This is a genomic window from Aminobacter sp. MET-1 (genome assembly GCF_026521175.1).
Classification (GTDB): domain Bacteria; phylum Pseudomonadota; class Alphaproteobacteria; order Rhizobiales; family Rhizobiaceae; genus Aminobacter.
The window spans coordinates 1-16,254 of sequence record NZ_JAMSHL010000040.1 but is presented as its reverse complement, the minus strand read 5'-3'; the positions used below and the strand labels follow the sequence as shown (position 1 = coordinate 16,254).

The window sequence follows — 16,254 nt, the reverse complement described above, 5'->3', positions numbered from 1 at the left end:
CGCGACAAGGTCCCTGCCCCAGCCTCGACAATCACATCGAAGCCAAGTGCCGCCAGGCGTTTCACCGTCTCCGGCGACCCGCCAACACGACCCTCAATCGGATCAATCTCTCTTGGTATGAATATTGTCTGGCCCACCGTAACGTCCTTTCGGCTGGAACCTTACCCAACGTAAGGCAGCGAACGCGAAACGGTGCGTCGGCCCCCTACCAACGAAAAGTATTTTGGATATCGACGGAAAACAAAACCGCCGCCGCATCCGTACGCTTGATCATGTCAGAACAAGGCACGGCCAGGGGTTACCGGCAGTGCCATTACGCGCGCTTCGTCCGCGTTGACTACATCCGAAGCAAAAGCACCGGTTCCAACTCCCCCAGGATGGAACCATTACAGCCGCGATGAATTGCGGCCACGCGAGGCGATATCAGCTGATATGAGCCGGGAGATCGCGGAGCAGGTAGCCACCCACAGCGAGGAGGAGAAGGAACAGTACGAGCGACGCAAAGAAGCCAGCAGGTACAAAGAAACCAAACGCCATGGAAATCATCAACGCCACGCAAAACAGCGTGCCGTATTTGGCGAGCTTGATGAAAAGTTTGTAAGTGCCTTCGTGCTCGGAATAGTCCATCTGGGCACCGAGTTCGACCGGGCCGGTCGGCGAATTGTCAGCCATGAGAGTCCCTCCGGAAAGCAAGGTTCAAGGGCACATAGCGAAATGCAGCCGGCAGGGCAATGGGAAGATTGCCCACGGACTGCGACAAGATAATCAATTCAAAGCCATGCAATCGGCAGGAGCCTCTTTCCGCCTGTGGACGAAAGTCGGCTATCGCATTTCACGATCACACGATAGCGGAGCGGCCAGGCCACATCACATCTTGCAGTCGTCGTTGGCCGGCCAGGGCGCGTGCGCCTGGGCATAGTTGGCGGCCTCGGCATCGACCAGCGGCGAGATCATCTCGGGGTCGGCGCTGAGGGCATCCGACGCCCTGACAAAACGCGCGCCATTCCATTGGAGCATCCAGGCGCTGCCGCGCCCCGAATGGTCGGCGCAGGAGGTGGCAAATGGCGCGATCATGCCGTCTACCCCCACCAAGGCCAGGGCATCGTCGTCGAGCTTGAGGTTTTCGAACCCCCAGCGAACCTGCTCGGCATTGACGAGGCGCGTGTCGAAATGCTCCTGCGCCGCCTTCACAGCCTCGACCGAAAACATCGAGATCAGCACGCCACGCTGGTAGAGCAGCCCGTCGACCTCATCGGGAGCGGTCGGGGACTTGTCGGCGGCAACGACATATTTCCTGATGTCCTGCACCGCCTGTGCCTCTGGCGCCGGCTGGTTCCACGACAGCAGGCGATAGCCCTTGGCCTCCTCGCCCGCGGCCTTGAGATCGGCGTCGCTGCCCGACCACCAGATGCCGACGAGCTTGTCCATGGGGAATCCGGTCTTGGCGGCTTCCGAAAGTGCGCCGGCATTCATCGCGCCCCAGCCCCAAAGCAGCACGAAGTCGGGTTGCTCGGTCTTGATGCGCTGCCACTGCTCGGCCTGATGCTGCATTTCCTTGACCCCGACGAGGATCGGCAGGAGCGTGAAGCCGAAGGTGTCGGCATACTCCTGCAGAAGCTGCTCCGGCTCCTGGCCATAGGCCCCTTCCAGATGAAGGAGCACGATCTTCTTGCCCCGCAGGCTGTCGAGATCGCCGTTGGCGATGCTCTTGAGCATCATCGAGGCCCCGTCCCAATAGGTCACCGGCGGATTGAACGCCCACGGAAACACCTTGCCGGCCGACATGGCCGAAAAGCCGTAGCCGGGCACCAGCAGCGGGCGTTTGTCGGCCGCCGCCTTGGGCAGGACCTCAAGCGCAACAGCACTCGCCCCGGGCTGGACGACGAGGCTGGCCGACGTCTTGTCATAACATTCGACGCCCTTGTCGACGCCGGCGCCCGTCTCGCATTCGCTGTAGTTCAGCCTGATGCCGTTGATGCCGCCGTCGCGCTCGTTGAGCATCAGCATGTAGTCGCGCTGGCCATTGGCGAGCGGCGTGCCGGTCGCAGCATAAGGCCCTGTGCGGAAGGTCATGCTGGCGATGTCGATCGTATCCTCGGCCCGGGCCGGGTTGGCAAGGACGATGCCCGAAAGCAGGGCCGCCGCAACGCTACGCCTGATCGCACTCGCGTTCATCTGTTGCCTTCTCCACAAGCGGCAGTCCGGGCAGCATCGGTCAAACGTCACGCGGCCCCTCACGCAGGTCTCCGCGCAAGAGGCAGCATAGACACCGCGTCGGGCGAAGCCTCAGGCGGCTTCGCGGTAATATCGCGCCGTGGGCAGAATGGTAAGGGGGGCAAGCTCGCCCTTAGGCGGCTTGCCGAACATCATCCTCTGTTCCATCGGCGTCGACTTGAAGAAGGGGAAGCGCTGGAAGGAACGCTCGCGGATGGCATTCACGTCGGCACGGTAGAGCACGACCTTGTTGAACACGCCCGGATAGGGCCGCGCCTCGCCAATGCGTTCGGAATAGTAGATGCGCTTGTAGAAGCCCGCGTGATCCTCGCGGATCGTCGACAGGCAGTATGGCGCCTTGAAATGAAAGCATGCCATGCCGGCCAGCCGCAGCGTGATGTAGGGGATTTGCGGATAGACGCGCGACCATTCCGGGTCGGATGCGAACCGGCTTGGACAGACGAAAGTGAGCCCCTCGCCCAGCATAGGCGTGACGATGTCGCCAAAGGCCTTGGTCGAGGGTGAGAACGGCGTGGCCAGCGTGACGTGATGGATGCGCAGGGTGCTGACCAGCTGTTGGTCCACATAAACACCGAACCTGTAGGCGTTGGGCGCGTCGTCCAGTTCGTCGCTGATCGTGTGGTTTTCGTTGTCAGGCACCATATCGTTGGAGCGATAGGACTTGTACCTGAGCCTGTAGATCTCCTCGAGGTCCTCACCTTTGTCGCATCGCCGGTACTCCGTGCGATCGAGCAGGTCGAACACATGTTTCGAAAAGGACGAGCCGAGGTCGGCCACAGGTCTATTGTTCGCGTCGGCGTCGCCGCTCGACGTTTGATGGATGGTCATGACTTTCCCCGTACTTCCGCCCGCGGTGAAGGGTAACGGAGGGCCAAGGGATGTAAAGTTGAAAAACGGAAGGCTCCTGTTTACCTTTCGTTAAGGTTAATAATTAATTGAAAATTAAGTATGTTCCCAAAATCCCTGGTTGCAGCTAACGGCGAGCAGCGAGTCGGGCGAGGCTGATGTCCTGAGCGAACGGCCAGGTCGTGTTCGACATCGTTTCGATGCCCGACGACGACAGCGCCGAACCGAACAGGAAGCCCTGGACAAGGTCCGGCTGAACCGTGATTGCAAGGATCTTCAGCTGCTCGAAGGTCTCCACCCCTTCCACCGTCACCGACAGGCCAAGCGACTTGGAGAGATCGACGATGCCCTTGAGCAGATCGAGCGAACGGGGGCTTTGAGCCACGTCGGCCAAGAAGCTGCGATCGATCTTGACCTTATCGAGCGGCAACTTGTGCAGGTAGCTCAGGCTGGAATAGCCGGTGCCGAAATCGTCGAGCGCGATGCGGACACCGAGCGATTTCAACTCCTCGACATAGGCGCGTGTCTGCGACTTGTCGTCGAGAAGAGCTGTTTCGGTGACCTCGATCTCCAGGCGATTCGGCGCCAGTTCGGCAGCGGCGAGCGCGGCCTTCACCTTCTCGATCACCTCGCGGCTGCGGAAATCCTTGGCCGACAGGTTGACCGAAACGCAGATGGGGTCCGGCCACTTGGCGCATTCGGCGCAGGCAGCGTGCAGCACGAAGGTGCTGATCTCCGAGACGATGCCCATCTCCTCGGCCAGCGGAATGAATATGGCTGGCGAGACCGGACCAAGTTCAGGGTGGTCCCAGCGGCACAGCGCTTCGCAACTGACGATGCGCATCGTGTTCATCGACACGATCGGCTGGTAGACGACACGCAATGCGCTTGCCTCGATGGCGCTGCGCAGGTCTGCCTTCATGACCTGCCTGCTGCGGAAGGCGGCATCCATGACCGCCTCGAACAGGTACCAGTTGTTCTTGCCCAGTTCCTTGGCCTTGTAGAGCGCCAGGTCCGCCCTGACGATCATTGCATCGACTTCGGAATCGCGGACCTGAGCAAGCACGGCACCACCGCTCGCCTGGATGCGCAGCGAGTGGCCGGCGACGTCGACCTCGCCCTGGAGGGCCACGAAGATGCCGTCGAGCATCGCCCTGAGGTGCTCTTCGCCGTCGATCTTGTCGAAATAGATCATGAACTCGTCGCCGCCGAAGCGACTGACCTTGACGGTGTCGCTGGCGAAAACCGCCAGTCGTTCGGCGACCGCATAGATCAGGCCGTCGCCGACGGGATGGCCGAGCGTGTCATTGACGCTCTTGAAGTCGTCGAGGTCGAGCACGGCGAGCGCGCACAGCCGTTCGCGGTCGCCAGTGCGCAGCGCCTCGTCGACGACCTCGTGGAAATAGGCACGATTGGGCAGCGCGGTGAGGCTGTCGTAGCGCGCCATGAACAGGATCTTTTCTTCGGCGGCAACACGCGCCGTGACATCCTCGAAGGTGATAACGCCCAGTTCCTGGCTGCCTTCGCGCGCCGAGAATTCGAGGTACTGGCCGTTGGACAGCGAAACAAGGACCTTGCGGTCCTTGCCTTCGCGCAACGCCCTGGTGAGCTGTGTTTCGATGTAGCGGCAATCCTTGAGCGCCAGAAGGCCGCCAGCGACGCCACGCATCAGCAGGCCATGGATCGAGCGCCCGAGCATCGCCTCCGGCGACCTGACCGACATCAACTGCGCGGCCTCGGCATTGGCGACCGCCACCCGTCCGTCCGGCCCGAGCATGACCAGGCCGTGCGACATGGTGTTGAGCGCCCGGTTGAAACGCTGCGCCAGGTGATTGGCCTTCTTCTCTTCCGAGATCGCCGTGAACAGCACTTCGCGCACCGTGTCGGCGAACTTGCGGATGGCGTAGAGGAAGGGCGCCGACAGCAGGCCGAGGAAGACGTGGTAAAAATCGCCGCGCAGCAGGAAGCCCAGCGAGATCGGCCATGTCAGCGCGATGATGAGGATCAGCACCATCCGCGGCGAGCCGTAATTGCGGCCGGCGATCGATGTCGCGGTCGCAAGCGTCACGCAGACGGCCGCTATCTCGGCGAAGGTGTCATGGGCAAAATAGATGCCGGCGAGACAGAAGGCACCAAGTGCCAGGCCGTGCGCCGTGCCATAGAGAATATAGTCGTTCTCGCGCTGGTGCGCCTCTTCCCATGTCGTCGGCGACGGCAGGCTGTTGTACTTGCGGAAGTTGCGCAGGCGCAGCGTGCCGACAAGCACCATCAGCAACGCGATGACCAGATAGAGCGGATGTCCGGTCTTCCACCAGACGACGACCATCAGGAAGGTCTGGGCGACCATGCCCACAGCAAGCGTCGAACCATCGCGGAACAGCGTCTCCACGAAAGGTATGTAGACGTCGACTGGGATCTCGTTGTTTCTTCTGCGCACGTCCTAGGCCCACTGGGTGGCCAAGGACTGCCACATCCGCCTTAAGAAAGGCTTAGAAACAAAGGCCTAGCCGCCCGGATGAGCGCAGTTGTGCGCGACACAACCGCTAATTTAGTTTCAGGTAAAAATTTCGTATCGCTATTCGGCGGCTTGCAGAACCGCAGGCTGAACATCGGGCCCCAGGCGTTCGAGCAGCCTTTGCCTTTCACCTGCCGCCTTTTCGACGCTCGCATGCTTGACGTGACCATAACCACGGATCAGCTGCGGCACCGAAACAAGGGCGGTAGCGGCCTCGATGTTCTCGGGCGTCAGCGCCTCCACGACAAGGTCGAGATCGCGCTCGAAGCTCGCCAGAAGGCCGCGCTCCATGCGCCGCTCCGCCGTATAGCCGAAGACGTCGAGACGACCGCCGCGCAGCCTCTTCATCGCGGCCAGGAGCTTGAACCCCTTCATCATCCAAGGCCCGAAGCTCGACTTGCGCGGGCTTCCGTCGGCGCCCTTCTTGCCGAGGATCGGCGGCGCCAGATGGAACTCCAGCCGATCGTAGCCCTGGAACTGCTTCGCCAGCTCGCGCTGGAACGACCCGTCGGTATAGAGCCGCGCCACCTCGTATTCGTCCTTGATCGCCATCAGCTTGAACAGGCTGCGCGCGGCGGCCTCGGCGACATCGGTCGACCCCGGCTTGGCCTTGTCTTCGGCTGCGCGGATGGCTGCGATCCGTGACCTGTAGCGATCCGCATAGGCAGCGTTCTGGTAGGCGGCAAGGAACTCGGCGCGCCTGGCGACGATCTCGTCCAGTGTCTGCGCAACGGGTTGCTCGTCGCCGCGGCTTGAACTCTCCACCATGGCGCGCACGAAGTCGGGCTCGTGGCCGGCACGACGGCCCCAGCGGAACGCCGAAATGTTCATCGCCACCGCTTCGCCGTTGAGTTCGATCGCCCGCTCGATCGCGTCTCCGGACAGGGGCAGGCCGCCACGCTGGAAGGCAAGCCCAAGCAGGAACATGTTGGCGCCGAGCGAATTGCCGAACAGGGCGGTTGCTGCACGTGAGGCGTCGAAGAAATGCACGTTCGCCTCGCCTGCAGCGGCCCGGATCGCCTTCTTCAGGCGTTCGGTCGGCAAGGTGAAATCGGCCGAGCGTGTGAACTCGCCGGGCATCACCTCCGATGTGTTGGAGACGAAGATCGTATGGTTCTCGCGTACGGCAGCCAGCACCTTCTTGGCGCCTGACACCACAAGGTCGCAGCCCAGGATCAGGTCGGCCTTGCCGGCCGAGACGCGGATGGCGTTGATGTCGGCGGGCGTCGGCGCAATGCGGACATGGCTGAACACCGAGCCGCCCTTCTGGGCGAGGCCGGCCATGTCGATCATGCCGCAGCCCTTGCCTTCGAGATGCGCCGCCATGCCGAGGATGGCGCCCACGGTGACGACGCCGGTGCCACCAACACCGTCGATGATCGCTGCCCAGCCATTGCGGTCGATCGCAAACGGCTTTGGCTCGGCCACGCCCTGCAGCGGATCACTGGCGCCGGCAACACCGTCGGCCTTGCGGATCTTGGCGCCATGCACCGTCACGAAGGACGGGCAGAAGCCGCCGAGGCAGGAGAAATCCTTGTTGCAGCTCGACTGGTCGATCTTGCGCTTGCGGCCGAACTCGGTCTCGACAGGCTGGATCGAGACGCAGTTGGATTTCACCCCGCAGTCGCCGCAGCCCTCGCACACCAGCTCGTTGATGAAGACGCGCTTGTCGGGATCGGGGAAGGTGCCGCGCTTGCGCCGACGCCGCTTTTCGGCAGCGCAGGTCTGGTCATAAAGCAGCACGGTAACGCCATCGATGTCGCGCAGCTCGCGCTGCACGAAGTCGAGGTCGTCGCGATGATGGAAACTGGTATCCGCGGGGAATTGTGCACGGCTGCCATATTTGTCCGGCTCGTCGGTGACGACGGCGATGCGCTCGACGCCCTCGGCCCGGATCTGGCGGGCGATCATGTCGACGGTCAGGCTGCCTTCATGCGGCTGGCCGCCGGTCATGGCGACAGCGTCGTTGTAGAGGATCTTGTAGGTAATGTTGGCCTTCGAGGCGAGCGCGAAGCGGATCGCCAGCGTGCCCGAGTGATTGTAGGTGCCGTCGCCCAAATTCTGGAACAGGTGCTTGCGCTTGGAGAACGGCGCCTGCCCTATCCATTGCGCGCCCTCCCCGCCCATGGCGGTGAAACCGACGGTGTTGCGGTCCATCCATAGCGACATGAAGTGACAGCCAATGCCGGCTCCGGCGATCGACCCGTCCGGCACCTTGGTCGAGGTGTTGTGCGGGCAGCCGGAGCAGAAGAACGGCGTGCGCCCGGCGATGTCCTTGGTGTCGGCCAGCATGGCCTGGTATTGCCGCAGCCGACCGACGCGGCCGGCGATCTCCTCCGACGGACCGATGGTCTTGAGAACGCGCTCGCCGATGGCAATCGCGATATCGTTGGGGTCGAGCGCACCCTTGGCCGGGAACAGCCACTCGCCGCGTTCGTCCTTCTTGCCGACGACCTTGGGCTGCATCGAGGTGCCGTAGAGCACCTCGCGCACCTGGGTTTCGATGAGCGAGCGTTTTTCCTCGACGACGATGATCGTCTCGAGGCCGCTGGCGAAATCCTTGATGTGCTCGAGGTCGAGCGGCCACGAACAGCCGACCTTGAAAAGCCGGATGCCGAGCTGGCCTGCCTTCTTTTCGTCGATGCCGAGATCGTCGAGCGCCTGGCGAACATCCAGGAAACTCTTGCCTGTGGTGATGATGCCGAGCCTGGCCTTGCGGCCGCCGGAATAGACGATGCGGTTGATGTTGTTGACACGGATGAAGGCCGCTGCTGCCGCACGCTTGTATTCGTGCAGCCGCGCTTCCTGGCCGAGCTGGTCGAGCTCGTTGCGGATGTTGAGCCCGCCCGGCGGCATGTCGAACTCGGGCAGGACAATGTTCAGCCGTTCGAGCGATGCATCGACGGAAGCCGTGGATTCGATGTTGTCCTTGACGCATTTGATTGCAGTCCAGGTGCCGGCGAAGCGCGACAGGGCAAAGCCGTAGAGGCCGTAGTCGATCAGCTCCTGCACCCCACCCGGGTTGAGGATCGGGATCATCGTGTCGACAAACAGGAACTCGGTCGCATGCGCATTGGTCGAGGACTCGGCCATGTGGTCGTCGCCCATCAGCGCCAAAACGCCACCGTGCTTCGACGAGCCGGCGAGATTGGCATGACGGAACACGTCGCCCGAGCGGTCGACGCCGGGGCCCTTGCCGTACCAGACCGAGAAGACGCCGTCGTGCTTGCCTTCGCCGAGCAGTTCTGCCTGCTGCGAACCCCAGCAGGCCGTCGCGGCCAGCTCCTCGTTGAGGCCGGGCTGGAAGACAACGTTGGACTGGGCGAGCTGGGACTTGGCCTTCCACAATTGCATGTCGAGCCCGCCGAGCGGCGAGCCGCGATAGCCCGAGACGAAGCCCGCAGTGTCGAGGCCGGCAAGACGGTCGCGCTCGCGCTGCATCAAGAGCATGCGCACAACGGCCTGGGCACCGGAGAGAAAGACACGCTCCTTGCCAAGATCGAACTTGTCGTCGAGAGCCACGTCGTGAAGGGTCATGCGCATTTCCTGTGCCCCAGCCGCGCTCGATTCGGTGCAGTGGCTGACCATGGGTAGCTCAGGAATAGCTTTTCCGGGCGCGCCTGTCGCGTCAAACCAATTCCGTGCACCGGTTCTGATACGACTATGGCCTCAGGCGGCGGGCGGACAGGTGACGCCGCGCCCTTGCGGCAGCCGCCCGTCGGGATGGCCCTTGAGCTCGGGATTGGGGTCGTAGAACGGCCCGACGGCGAGCGGCTTGTCGGGCAGGTCAGACTGGTCCTGCGTCGAGGCCATGGTGGTTTCGATCGATTGTTTTTTCTTGCCCTCGGCGTCCTCGATCACGATCGACACCTTGTAGGGCCGGTCCTTGACGAGGCATTCCAGCGGCGGGCTTTCGATGGTCACCTTGTCGTTCATCGGCCAGATCTTCTGGCGCACGACGATCGCCTCACCGCCGGCCGGGTTCTCGAAACTCGCTACCGCCACCTCGTCGTTGCCGACCGGCCTCAGCGGCTTCAGCGTCACCATGTAGCGCACGGTTGCGACCCGGTAGTTGAAGACGAACAGCCGGCCGGACAGCTCGAAGAACTCACCTTCCCCACCGCTTTCGCGACAGCCGGCGAGCGCCACGAATGCGAGGGCGGCGCATCCCAGGGCAAGGCGCAAGAGTGTCCGGTCACGCATTGAGCACCTCCTCCTTGCGTCTGTTGTAGTGGCGCCTGGCCTTCTGCCGGTTGCCGCACACGGCCATGTCGCACCACATGCGGCTGCCGTTGCGGCTGCGGTCGATGAACAGCCAGCGGCAGTTCGGGCAGATGCGCAGCCGGGCGAGATTTTCGGCCGACATCAACGACAACGCCGAGACCGCGAGCCCGGCCTCGAAGGCGAGCGGCCCCGGTGAGCGGCCGAACGGCGCCCCTGGCGCGAACGTTTCTTCCGAGCCGGCGAGCCCCCGGGCACAGGCATCGAGAAACGCTGGCAGCTCCGCAGCTGCCAGCTCTCCGTCGGCAGCAGCCCGGCGGAACAGGCGGTCCGTCGCCTCGCGAATGGCGATCACCTTTCCGGCAATCGCCTGCGGATCATCGGCGGCAAGTGCCCTGCCCCGCAGCTCGTCGGCGCGGAACTCGTTGGCGGCGGCTGCGAAGCGACGGATCTCGGCCGTGTCGGCGAAGCGATCGAAACTGCGCTCGGCATCGCCGCGCAACACGACCGTGTTGGCCGTATCAAGCGCCAGCACGCCACCTGAGAAACGATGAGGTGTCCACGAAACCGTCATGGCTCAAATCTAACTGGTAAACTCAATTTGACAAGTTAGATTCATAAGCGCAATTTCACGAGGCGGGGGATGATCCCGCCGCGCCGGAACGTGCATGCTCTACTTCCTGCAACAGATCCTCAACGGCGTGCATTCGGCGGCCATCTATGGCCTGCTCGCCTTTGGCTATGCGCTGGGCAACGGGCTGCTCAAGCGGACCAATCTCGCCTATGGCGGCCTCTTCGCCTTCTGCGGCCAGACCATGATCCTGGCTGCCGTCTACGGCTATCAGGTGTTGTGGCTGACATTGCCGGCGACAATTGCCTTCGGCATCGCGATTGCGCTCGCTTATGCGGCACTGCTTAGCCGCTTCCTTTCGCGCTCCGTCTTCCTGCCGCTGGCCAGCCAATCGCCCAACTCCATCGTCGCCGCCACGCTCGGTGTGCTCATCGTGCTGATGGAACTGAGCCGCATCTCGGCCGACACCCATGATTTCTGGCTGCCGCCGATACTGGCAACGCCTGTCGTTTTCGCCGGCGGCAGCACCTTCGTGGCGACGCTGACCTTCATCCAGCTGATCAATGTGGCGATTGCCTCGGGCCTCATCGTCGCAGGCGCGATCTATCTGTCGCGCTCGCGCTTCGGCCGGTATTGGCGGGCCGTGTCCGACGATCCGTTCGCCGCCGAACTCTGCGGCCTCGACGTCAGTCGTGTCTTCCATCGCGCGCTTCTGTTGGGCGGCCTGTGTGCAGCCATCGCAGGCGTGCTTGCCGCGCTCTATTACGGCAATCTCGGTTTCGGCGCCGGGCTGGTCTACGGCCTGAAGATCCTGTTTATCACAGCTGTCGGCAGCTACTACGCACCGTCAAGGGCAGCGATCGGCGCGGCTTTCTTCGGTATCGCTGAATCACTCTGGGCCGGCTACTTCCCGATCGAATGGCGCGACGCCTGGATGTATGGCCTGCTCGCCGCCATGCTGGTCCTGACCGCCGACCGACGCGACGCCCCGGCCTCCGCCTGAGGCATGGAAAACAGCTTCGACTTTGGTCGAATACCCTCCGGTTAGCCCACCTTTTCCCCGGTTTTGCGGCCTTTGTCGCGGTTGACGACACAAGCCCGTTATGTTGACGCGGCACCCACGGGCAGCATACCCATGAACACCAAGGGGCATGCTCAAAAAACCACAACGGGGAGCCAACGCCGCCCCGCTAAATAAGGGAGGAATGCATGGCAGGGCTGCTGGCTCTATCCAGACTTATTGACCGCATAAATGAGATAATCGGCAAAACCATTTCCTGGGCGATCCTGGTCGCCATCCTGGTCAGCGCCGGCAATGCGATCGTTCGCAAGACCTTCAACATGTCTTCCAACGCTTGGCTGGAACTGCAGTGGTACCTGTTCGGCGCCGCCTTCATGCTGGCCGCCGCCTACACGCTGAAGCAGAACGAGCACATCCGCATCGACATCGTTTACGGCATGTTCTCGCGCCGGGTGCAGCACTGGATCGACCTGCTCGGGCACCTGCTGTTCCTGATGCCCTTCGTCATCCTGATGATCTTCTACTTCGTCCCCTATGTCAGCCTGTCGTTCCGCTCGGGCGAAATGTCGTCCAGCGCCGGCGGCCTGATCCTGTGGCCGGCCAAGGCGCTGCTGCTGGTGGGCTTCATCCAGCTATTCTTCCAGGGCGTGTCCGAGATCATCAAGAAGATTGCAATCATGCGCGGCGACCTGGAGGACCCCAATCCTTTCGTTTCGGCCCATGAGGCCGCCGAACTCGAAGGCAAGGCCCTGGCCGACGAGGTGCGCTCATGATGGAGTTCATCGCCCAGAACATGGCGCCGATCATGTTCCTCTCGCTGATCATCTTTCTGCTGATCGGCTATCCCGTTGCCTTTTCGCTGGCCGCCAACGGCCTGCTGTTCTTCCTCATCGGCGTCGAACTCGCCCCGCTGTCGGGCGGCTCGATCAATCTTTCCTGGCCATTGCTCTATGCCTTGCCCGAACGTTTCTGGGGGGTGATGGCGAACGAGACGCTGCTGGCGATCCCGTTCTTCACATTCATGGGCATCGTGCTCGAACGCTCCGGCATGGCCGAGGACCTGCTCGACACCATCGGCCAGCTGTTCGGCCCGATCCGCGGCGGTCTTGCCTATGCCGTCATCTTCGTCGGAGCGCTTCTGGCAGCCACCACGGGCGTGGTCGCAGCATCGGTCATCGCCATGGGCCTGATCTCGCTGCCGATCATGCTGCGCTACGGCTATGACCGCAGGCTTGCATCGGGCGTCATCGCGGCGTCCGGCACGCTCGCCCAGATCATCCCGCCCTCACTCGTGCTCATCGTGCTGGCCGACCAGCTCGGCCGTTCGGTCGGCGACATGTACAAGGGCGCGCTGATCCCCGGCCTCGTGCTCACCGGCCTCTATATGGGCTACATCCTGCTGATGTCGATCATCCGGCCGAAATCGATGCCAGCGCTTCCACTGGAAGCCCGCACGCTCGGCCATGGCGTGACCTCTCTGTTCGTAGCGCTCGCGGTGGCCGCTGTCATCGCCTACGCGGCGCATGTCTACCTATCGCCCACCCACGGCGCCAACGCCGACATCCTCGGCGCCTGCGTCGGCATCATCTTCATTTACGTCGTCGCCATCGCCGACCGCGGCCTGAAGTTCAACATGATGTCGCGGCTGGCCCAGCAGGTCATCATCGTGCTGATCCCGCCGCTGGCCCTGATATTCCTGGTGCTCGGCACCATCTTCCTCGGCATCGCCACGCCGACGGAAGGCGGCGCCATGGGTTCGGTCGGCGCGTTGGTCATGGCCGCCGCCAAGGGCAGGCTCAACCTCGACGTCATCAAGCAGGCGCTGGCCTCGACCACGCGCCTGTCGTCTTTCGTCATCTTCATCCTGATCGGCGCCCGCGTCTTCTCGCTGACGTTCTATGGCGTCAACGGCCACCTCTGGGTCGAGCACCTCCTGGTGTCGTTGCCTGGCGGCGAGATCGGCTTCCTGATCGCAGTGAACATCCTTGTCTTCCTGCTGGCGTTCTTCCTCGATTTCTTCGAGCTCGCCTTCATCATCGTGCCGCTGCTGGCGCCCGCAGCCGACAAGCTCGGCATCGACCTGATCTGGTTCGGCGTGCTCTTGGGCGTCAACATGCAGACCAGCTTCATGCATCCGCCCTTCGGCTTCGCGCTGTTCTATCTGCGCTCGGTCGCGGCCCGCGTGCCCTATCTCGATCGCATCACCGGCAAGAACATCCAGCCGGTGACGACGGGCCAGATCTACTGGGGAGCCGTGCCCTTCGTCTGCATCCAGATCATCATGATCGGCCTGACCATCGCCTTCCCGCAGATGGTGATGCACTACAAGGGCAAGGTGGTCGATCCGAGCACCATCGAGATCAAGATGCCCGACATGCCCGGGCTCGGTGGCGGTCTCGGCCTGCCCCCGCTCGGCGCACCTGCCGGCGGCACCGCGCCCGCGCAGCCGGCGCCCGCCAACGATCTCACGAAGCCGCCGAGCTTCAACTGATCCGCAAAGCAAAAAGGGCGCCGAAAGGCGCCTTTTCTTTGCTCGGAGATGAGTGCCGGCCATGGCAGCCTGTGTTTAACCTCGGCTCAAAGGCCGAATGGACATGGGAGGCATAAGCCACCCGCCCGATGTCGCCTTTGCCAGAACTTCGGAATGCTGCTATCCAGCCTTCGCCGAAAAAGACATGGCCGGTTCGGTAAGTCCGGTCACTTCCCTCCAGGGGAAGCCTGCCCACCGCCTTGCGGGAGGACCCACGGCCGGACCGCGATGGCATTTGCCGCGTGGCCGGCGGGTCTATGGCAATCCCTGTTTCGGGGGCGCACGATCTCCGGTCGCACGGCACATCCTGTCCGCATTCAACCCGAACAGGAGACTTCAATGAAACTCAACCACGCCAACCTCGCCACGTCCGATGTGGCGGCCCTCGCCGGATTCTTCGCCGATCATTTCGGCTTCCGGCTCGACGCCATACGCGGCCGGGATGCCTTTGCCGTCCTGACCGGCAGCGACGGCTTCGCGCTCAACCTGATGAAGCCCGGGACCAGCGACGGCCCCTACCCCGCAGGTTTCCATGTCGGCTTCTTCGTCGAAAGTCCGGAGCTTGTCCGCGTCAAGCAGGCCGAGCTGGCTGCAGCCGGCTTCGCCCCGGGCGAGATCCAGGAACTGACCCGCGGCGGCACAAGGTCGACAACCTTCTACTGCAACGCCCCCGGCGGCGTTCTGGTCGAAGTCGCCTCGTCCTGACCCCAAAGAGAAAGCCCGAGGCGCGAGCCCCGGGCTTTCCGATGCAAGGCGTGGCGGCGAGCTTAGAGCTTGCCGTTGCGCTGCTGGATCATCATGAAGGTGTCGTAGTTGTACTCGGCGATCTGGGCCCACAGATAGTGGTCCTTGCGGAACGCCTTGATCGAGTCCCAGACCTTCTTGAAGCCGGCATTCGAAGCTTCCATTTCGGCGTAGACGCCGTTGGCCGCTTCGAAGCAGGCCGAGAGGATTTCCGGGCTGAACGGACGCAGCTGCGCGCCGTTGGCAACCAGGCTCTTGATCGCGGTCGGGTTCAGGTGGTCGTACTTCTGCAGCATGTTGGCGTCTGCCGCCTGGGCAGCCGTGCGCAGCAGCGACTTGTATGCCGGGCTGAGTTCCTCGACCTTGGCCTTGTTGAACATGAAATGAACAGTCGGGCCACCTTCCCACCAGCCGGGATAGTAGTAGTAGGGCGCGACCTTGTGGAAGCCGAGCTTCTCGTCGTCATAGGGACCGACCCACTCGGCAGCATCGATCGTGCCCTTTTCGAGCGCCGGATAGATGTCGCCACCGGCGAGCTGCTGCGGCACGACGCCGAGCTTCTCCAGCACCTTGCCGGCAAAGCCGCCGACGCGGAACTTGAGGCCCTTGAGATCCTCGACAGTGTTGATCTCCTTGCGGAACCAGCCGCCCATCTGCACGCCGGTGTTGCCGCCGGGCAGGCCGTAGAGGCCCTGGGTCGCGAGGAACTCGTTGAACAGGTCGATACCGCCGCCGTGATAATGCCAGGCATTGATGCCGCGCGCATTGAGCGAGAACGGCACGGCCGCACCCAGTGCCCACGTGGGGTCCTTGCCCCAGTAGTAGTATGCCACCGTGTGGCAGGCTTCGACGGTGCCCGCAGCGGCCGCGTCAGCTGCCTGCAGTCCGGGAACGATTTCGCCGGCGGCAAAGGGCTGGATCGTGAAGTTGCCGTCCGTCGCTTCCGACAGGTACTTCGACAGCACTTCGGCGCCACCGTAGATCGTGTCGAGCGACTTCGGGAACGACGAGGCCAGACGCCAGGTCACTTTCGGATTGGACTGGGCAATGGCCGGAGCGGCGAGCGTCGCAGCGGCTGCTGCCGCTCCGACGCCAGTCGTGCCGGCTTTCCTGATAAATGAACGGCGATCCATCAAAATCCTCCCATGCTGGACCGTAAGAACATATGCGGCGTTGGGGACATTATCGGCCTCCCAAGACTGACGCCGCCGCCGACAATACACGGCGAAGGAAGCGAGTAAAGCGCGCGAAACTGAGCGTTTGCGAGCGAACCGCGGAAAATATGAACCCGGCGCAAGCATCTAAAACTATAGTCTAATCCCGCGCGCCGAGCACATGCGAGATATGCAAACTTGTGTTGGATAAATGCCTTGGGATCGCCTATTTTGTGGGCAAGGAAGCAGCCTGCTTTCCAAGAGGATTTGAGCCCCATCATGCACCAGCCGCTCGTCGCCGTGTCGACAGACGTCAAGCAGTTCGAGAACTACACTTGGCATGCAGCGCCCCAGCAATATCTGGAGGCGGCAATTTCGGGTGCCGGCGTGCTGCCTGTGCTGGTGCCGTCCTTCGGC

13 protein-coding genes and 1 pseudogene are annotated in these 16,254 nt (G+C 62.8%); 5 read left to right on the top strand and 9 right to left on the bottom strand.

Annotated elements, in window-relative coordinates; all coding sequences use genetic code 11:
* From NDO48_RS28500 to NDO48_RS28465, 8 genes and pseudogenes are all read right to left on the bottom strand, one after another.
* A pseudogene (locus NDO48_RS28500) lies at positions 1–137 on the bottom strand (NAD(P)(+) transhydrogenase (Re/Si-specific) subunit alpha); the annotation flags it as partial.
* A gap of 286 nt (positions 138–423) precedes the next feature.
* Entirely contained in the window at positions 424–672 is a 249-nt protein-coding gene (locus tag NDO48_RS28495; RefSeq protein ID WP_018429419.1) for an aa3-type cytochrome c oxidase subunit IV, read from the bottom strand.
* 195 nt (positions 673–867) lie between these two features.
* Positions 868–2,175, bottom strand: coding sequence for an ABC transporter substrate-binding protein (locus NDO48_RS28490; protein ID WP_267322845.1), 1,308 nt, complete (start codon positions 2,173–2,175; stop codon positions 868–870).
* 111 nt (positions 2,176–2,286) lie between these two features.
* A complete protein-coding gene (locus NDO48_RS28485) occupies positions 2,287–3,063 on the bottom strand; it encodes an N-acyl amino acid synthase FeeM domain-containing protein (RefSeq protein ID WP_018429421.1) in 777 nt (258 codons plus the stop codon).
* Positions 3,064–3,208: 145 nt separating this feature from the next.
* Entirely contained in the window at positions 3,209–5,428 is a 2,220-nt protein-coding gene (locus tag NDO48_RS28480; protein WP_416377227.1) for a putative bifunctional diguanylate cyclase/phosphodiesterase, read from the bottom strand.
* A 228-nt stretch (positions 5,429–5,656) separates the two neighbouring features.
* Positions 5,657–9,133, bottom strand: a complete 3,477-nt coding sequence (locus tag NDO48_RS28475; RefSeq protein WP_026227502.1) for an indolepyruvate ferredoxin oxidoreductase family protein — start codon at positions 9,131–9,133, stop codon at positions 5,657–5,659.
* Positions 9,134–9,265: 132 nt separating this feature from the next.
* Positions 9,266–9,799 carry a hypothetical protein gene (locus tag NDO48_RS28470; protein WP_040456320.1) on the bottom strand — a complete coding sequence of 178 codons (534 nt, stop codon included), beginning with the start codon at positions 9,797–9,799 and terminating at the stop codon, positions 9,266–9,268.
* On the bottom strand, positions 9,792–10,391 hold the full coding sequence (locus NDO48_RS28465) for a CGNR zinc finger domain-containing protein (RefSeq protein ID WP_026227503.1): 600 nt from the start codon (positions 10,389–10,391) through the stop codon (positions 9,792–9,794). Before NDO48_RS28465 ends, NDO48_RS28470 begins: the two co-directional genes overlap by 8 nt.
* Positions 10,392–10,485: 94 nt before the next feature.
* Here NDO48_RS28465 and NDO48_RS28460 point away from each other — a divergent pair, with 94 nt between their 5' ends.
* The 4 genes from NDO48_RS28460 to NDO48_RS28445 all read left to right on the top strand — a co-directional run bounded on the left by NDO48_RS28460 (position 10,486) and on the right by NDO48_RS28445 (position 14,644).
* Positions 10,486–11,391, top strand: a complete 906-nt coding sequence (locus NDO48_RS28460; RefSeq protein ID WP_018429426.1) for a branched-chain amino acid ABC transporter permease — start codon at positions 10,486–10,488, stop codon at positions 11,389–11,391.
* A 206-nt stretch (positions 11,392–11,597) separates the two neighbouring features.
* Positions 11,598–12,182: a TRAP transporter small permease subunit gene (locus NDO48_RS28455; protein WP_018429427.1), complete on the top strand. Its 585-nt coding sequence runs from the start codon at positions 11,598–11,600 to the stop codon at positions 12,180–12,182.
* The gene (locus NDO48_RS28450) at positions 12,179–13,900 is read left to right on the top strand and encodes a TRAP transporter large permease (RefSeq protein ID WP_026227504.1); all 1,722 of its coding nucleotides are present in this window, start codon (positions 12,179–12,181) and stop codon (positions 13,898–13,900) included. Before NDO48_RS28455 ends, NDO48_RS28450 begins: the two co-directional genes overlap by 4 nt.
* A 378-nt stretch (positions 13,901–14,278) precedes the next feature.
* The gene (locus NDO48_RS28445) at positions 14,279–14,644 is read left to right on the top strand and encodes a VOC family protein (protein ID WP_018429429.1); all 366 of its coding nucleotides are present in this window, start codon (positions 14,279–14,281) and stop codon (positions 14,642–14,644) included.
* Positions 14,645–14,706: 62 nt separating this feature from the next.
* Here the strand turns inward: NDO48_RS28445 and NDO48_RS28440 are convergent, their stop codons facing one another.
* Positions 14,707–15,816: a TRAP transporter substrate-binding protein gene (locus tag NDO48_RS28440; RefSeq protein WP_018429430.1), complete on the bottom strand. Its 1,110-nt coding sequence runs from the start codon at positions 15,814–15,816 to the stop codon at positions 14,707–14,709.
* A 300-nt stretch (positions 15,817–16,116) separates the two neighbouring features.
* On the opposite strand from NDO48_RS28440, the gene NDO48_RS28435 reads away from it, so the two are divergent.
* Positions 16,117–16,254 (top strand): gamma-glutamyl-gamma-aminobutyrate hydrolase family protein (locus NDO48_RS28435; RefSeq protein ID WP_267322846.1); only part of this gene is annotated, 138 nt, incomplete at its 3' end.

Coding starts and splice junctions, on each gene's coding strand:
- NDO48_RS28445 (WP_018429429.1), top strand. CDS start 14,279: ATGAAACTCAACCACGCCAACCTCGCCACGTCCGATGTGGCGGCCCTC.
- NDO48_RS28475 (WP_026227502.1), bottom strand. CDS start 9,133: ATGACCCTTCACGACGTGGCTCTCGACGACAAGTTCGATCTTGGCAAG.
- NDO48_RS28480 (WP_416377227.1), bottom strand. CDS start 5,428: ATGGTCGCCCAGACCTTCCTGATGGTCGTCGTCTGGTGGAAGACCGGA.
- NDO48_RS28460 (WP_018429426.1), top strand. CDS start 10,486: ATGCTCTACTTCCTGCAACAGATCCTCAACGGCGTGCATTCGGCGGCC.
- NDO48_RS28490 (WP_267322845.1), bottom strand. CDS start 2,175: ATGAACGCGAGTGCGATCAGGCGTAGCGTTGCGGCGGCCCTGCTTTCG.
- NDO48_RS28470 (WP_040456320.1), bottom strand. CDS start 9,799: ATGCGTGACCGGACACTCTTGCGCCTTGCCCTGGGATGCGCCGCCCTC.
- NDO48_RS28485 (WP_018429421.1), bottom strand. CDS start 3,063: ATGACCATCCATCAAACGTCGAGCGGCGACGCCGACGCGAACAATAGA.
- NDO48_RS28455 (WP_018429427.1), top strand. CDS start 11,598: ATGGCAGGGCTGCTGGCTCTATCCAGACTTATTGACCGCATAAATGAG.
- NDO48_RS28495 (WP_018429419.1), bottom strand. CDS start 672: ATGGCTGACAATTCGCCGACCGGCCCGGTCGAACTCGGTGCCCAGATG.
- NDO48_RS28450 (WP_026227504.1), top strand. CDS start 12,179: ATGATGGAGTTCATCGCCCAGAACATGGCGCCGATCATGTTCCTCTCG.
- NDO48_RS28465 (WP_026227503.1), bottom strand. CDS start 10,391: ATGACGGTTTCGTGGACACCTCATCGTTTCTCAGGTGGCGTGCTGGCG.
- NDO48_RS28440 (WP_018429430.1), bottom strand. CDS start 15,816: ATGGATCGCCGTTCATTTATCAGGAAAGCCGGCACGACTGGCGTCGGA.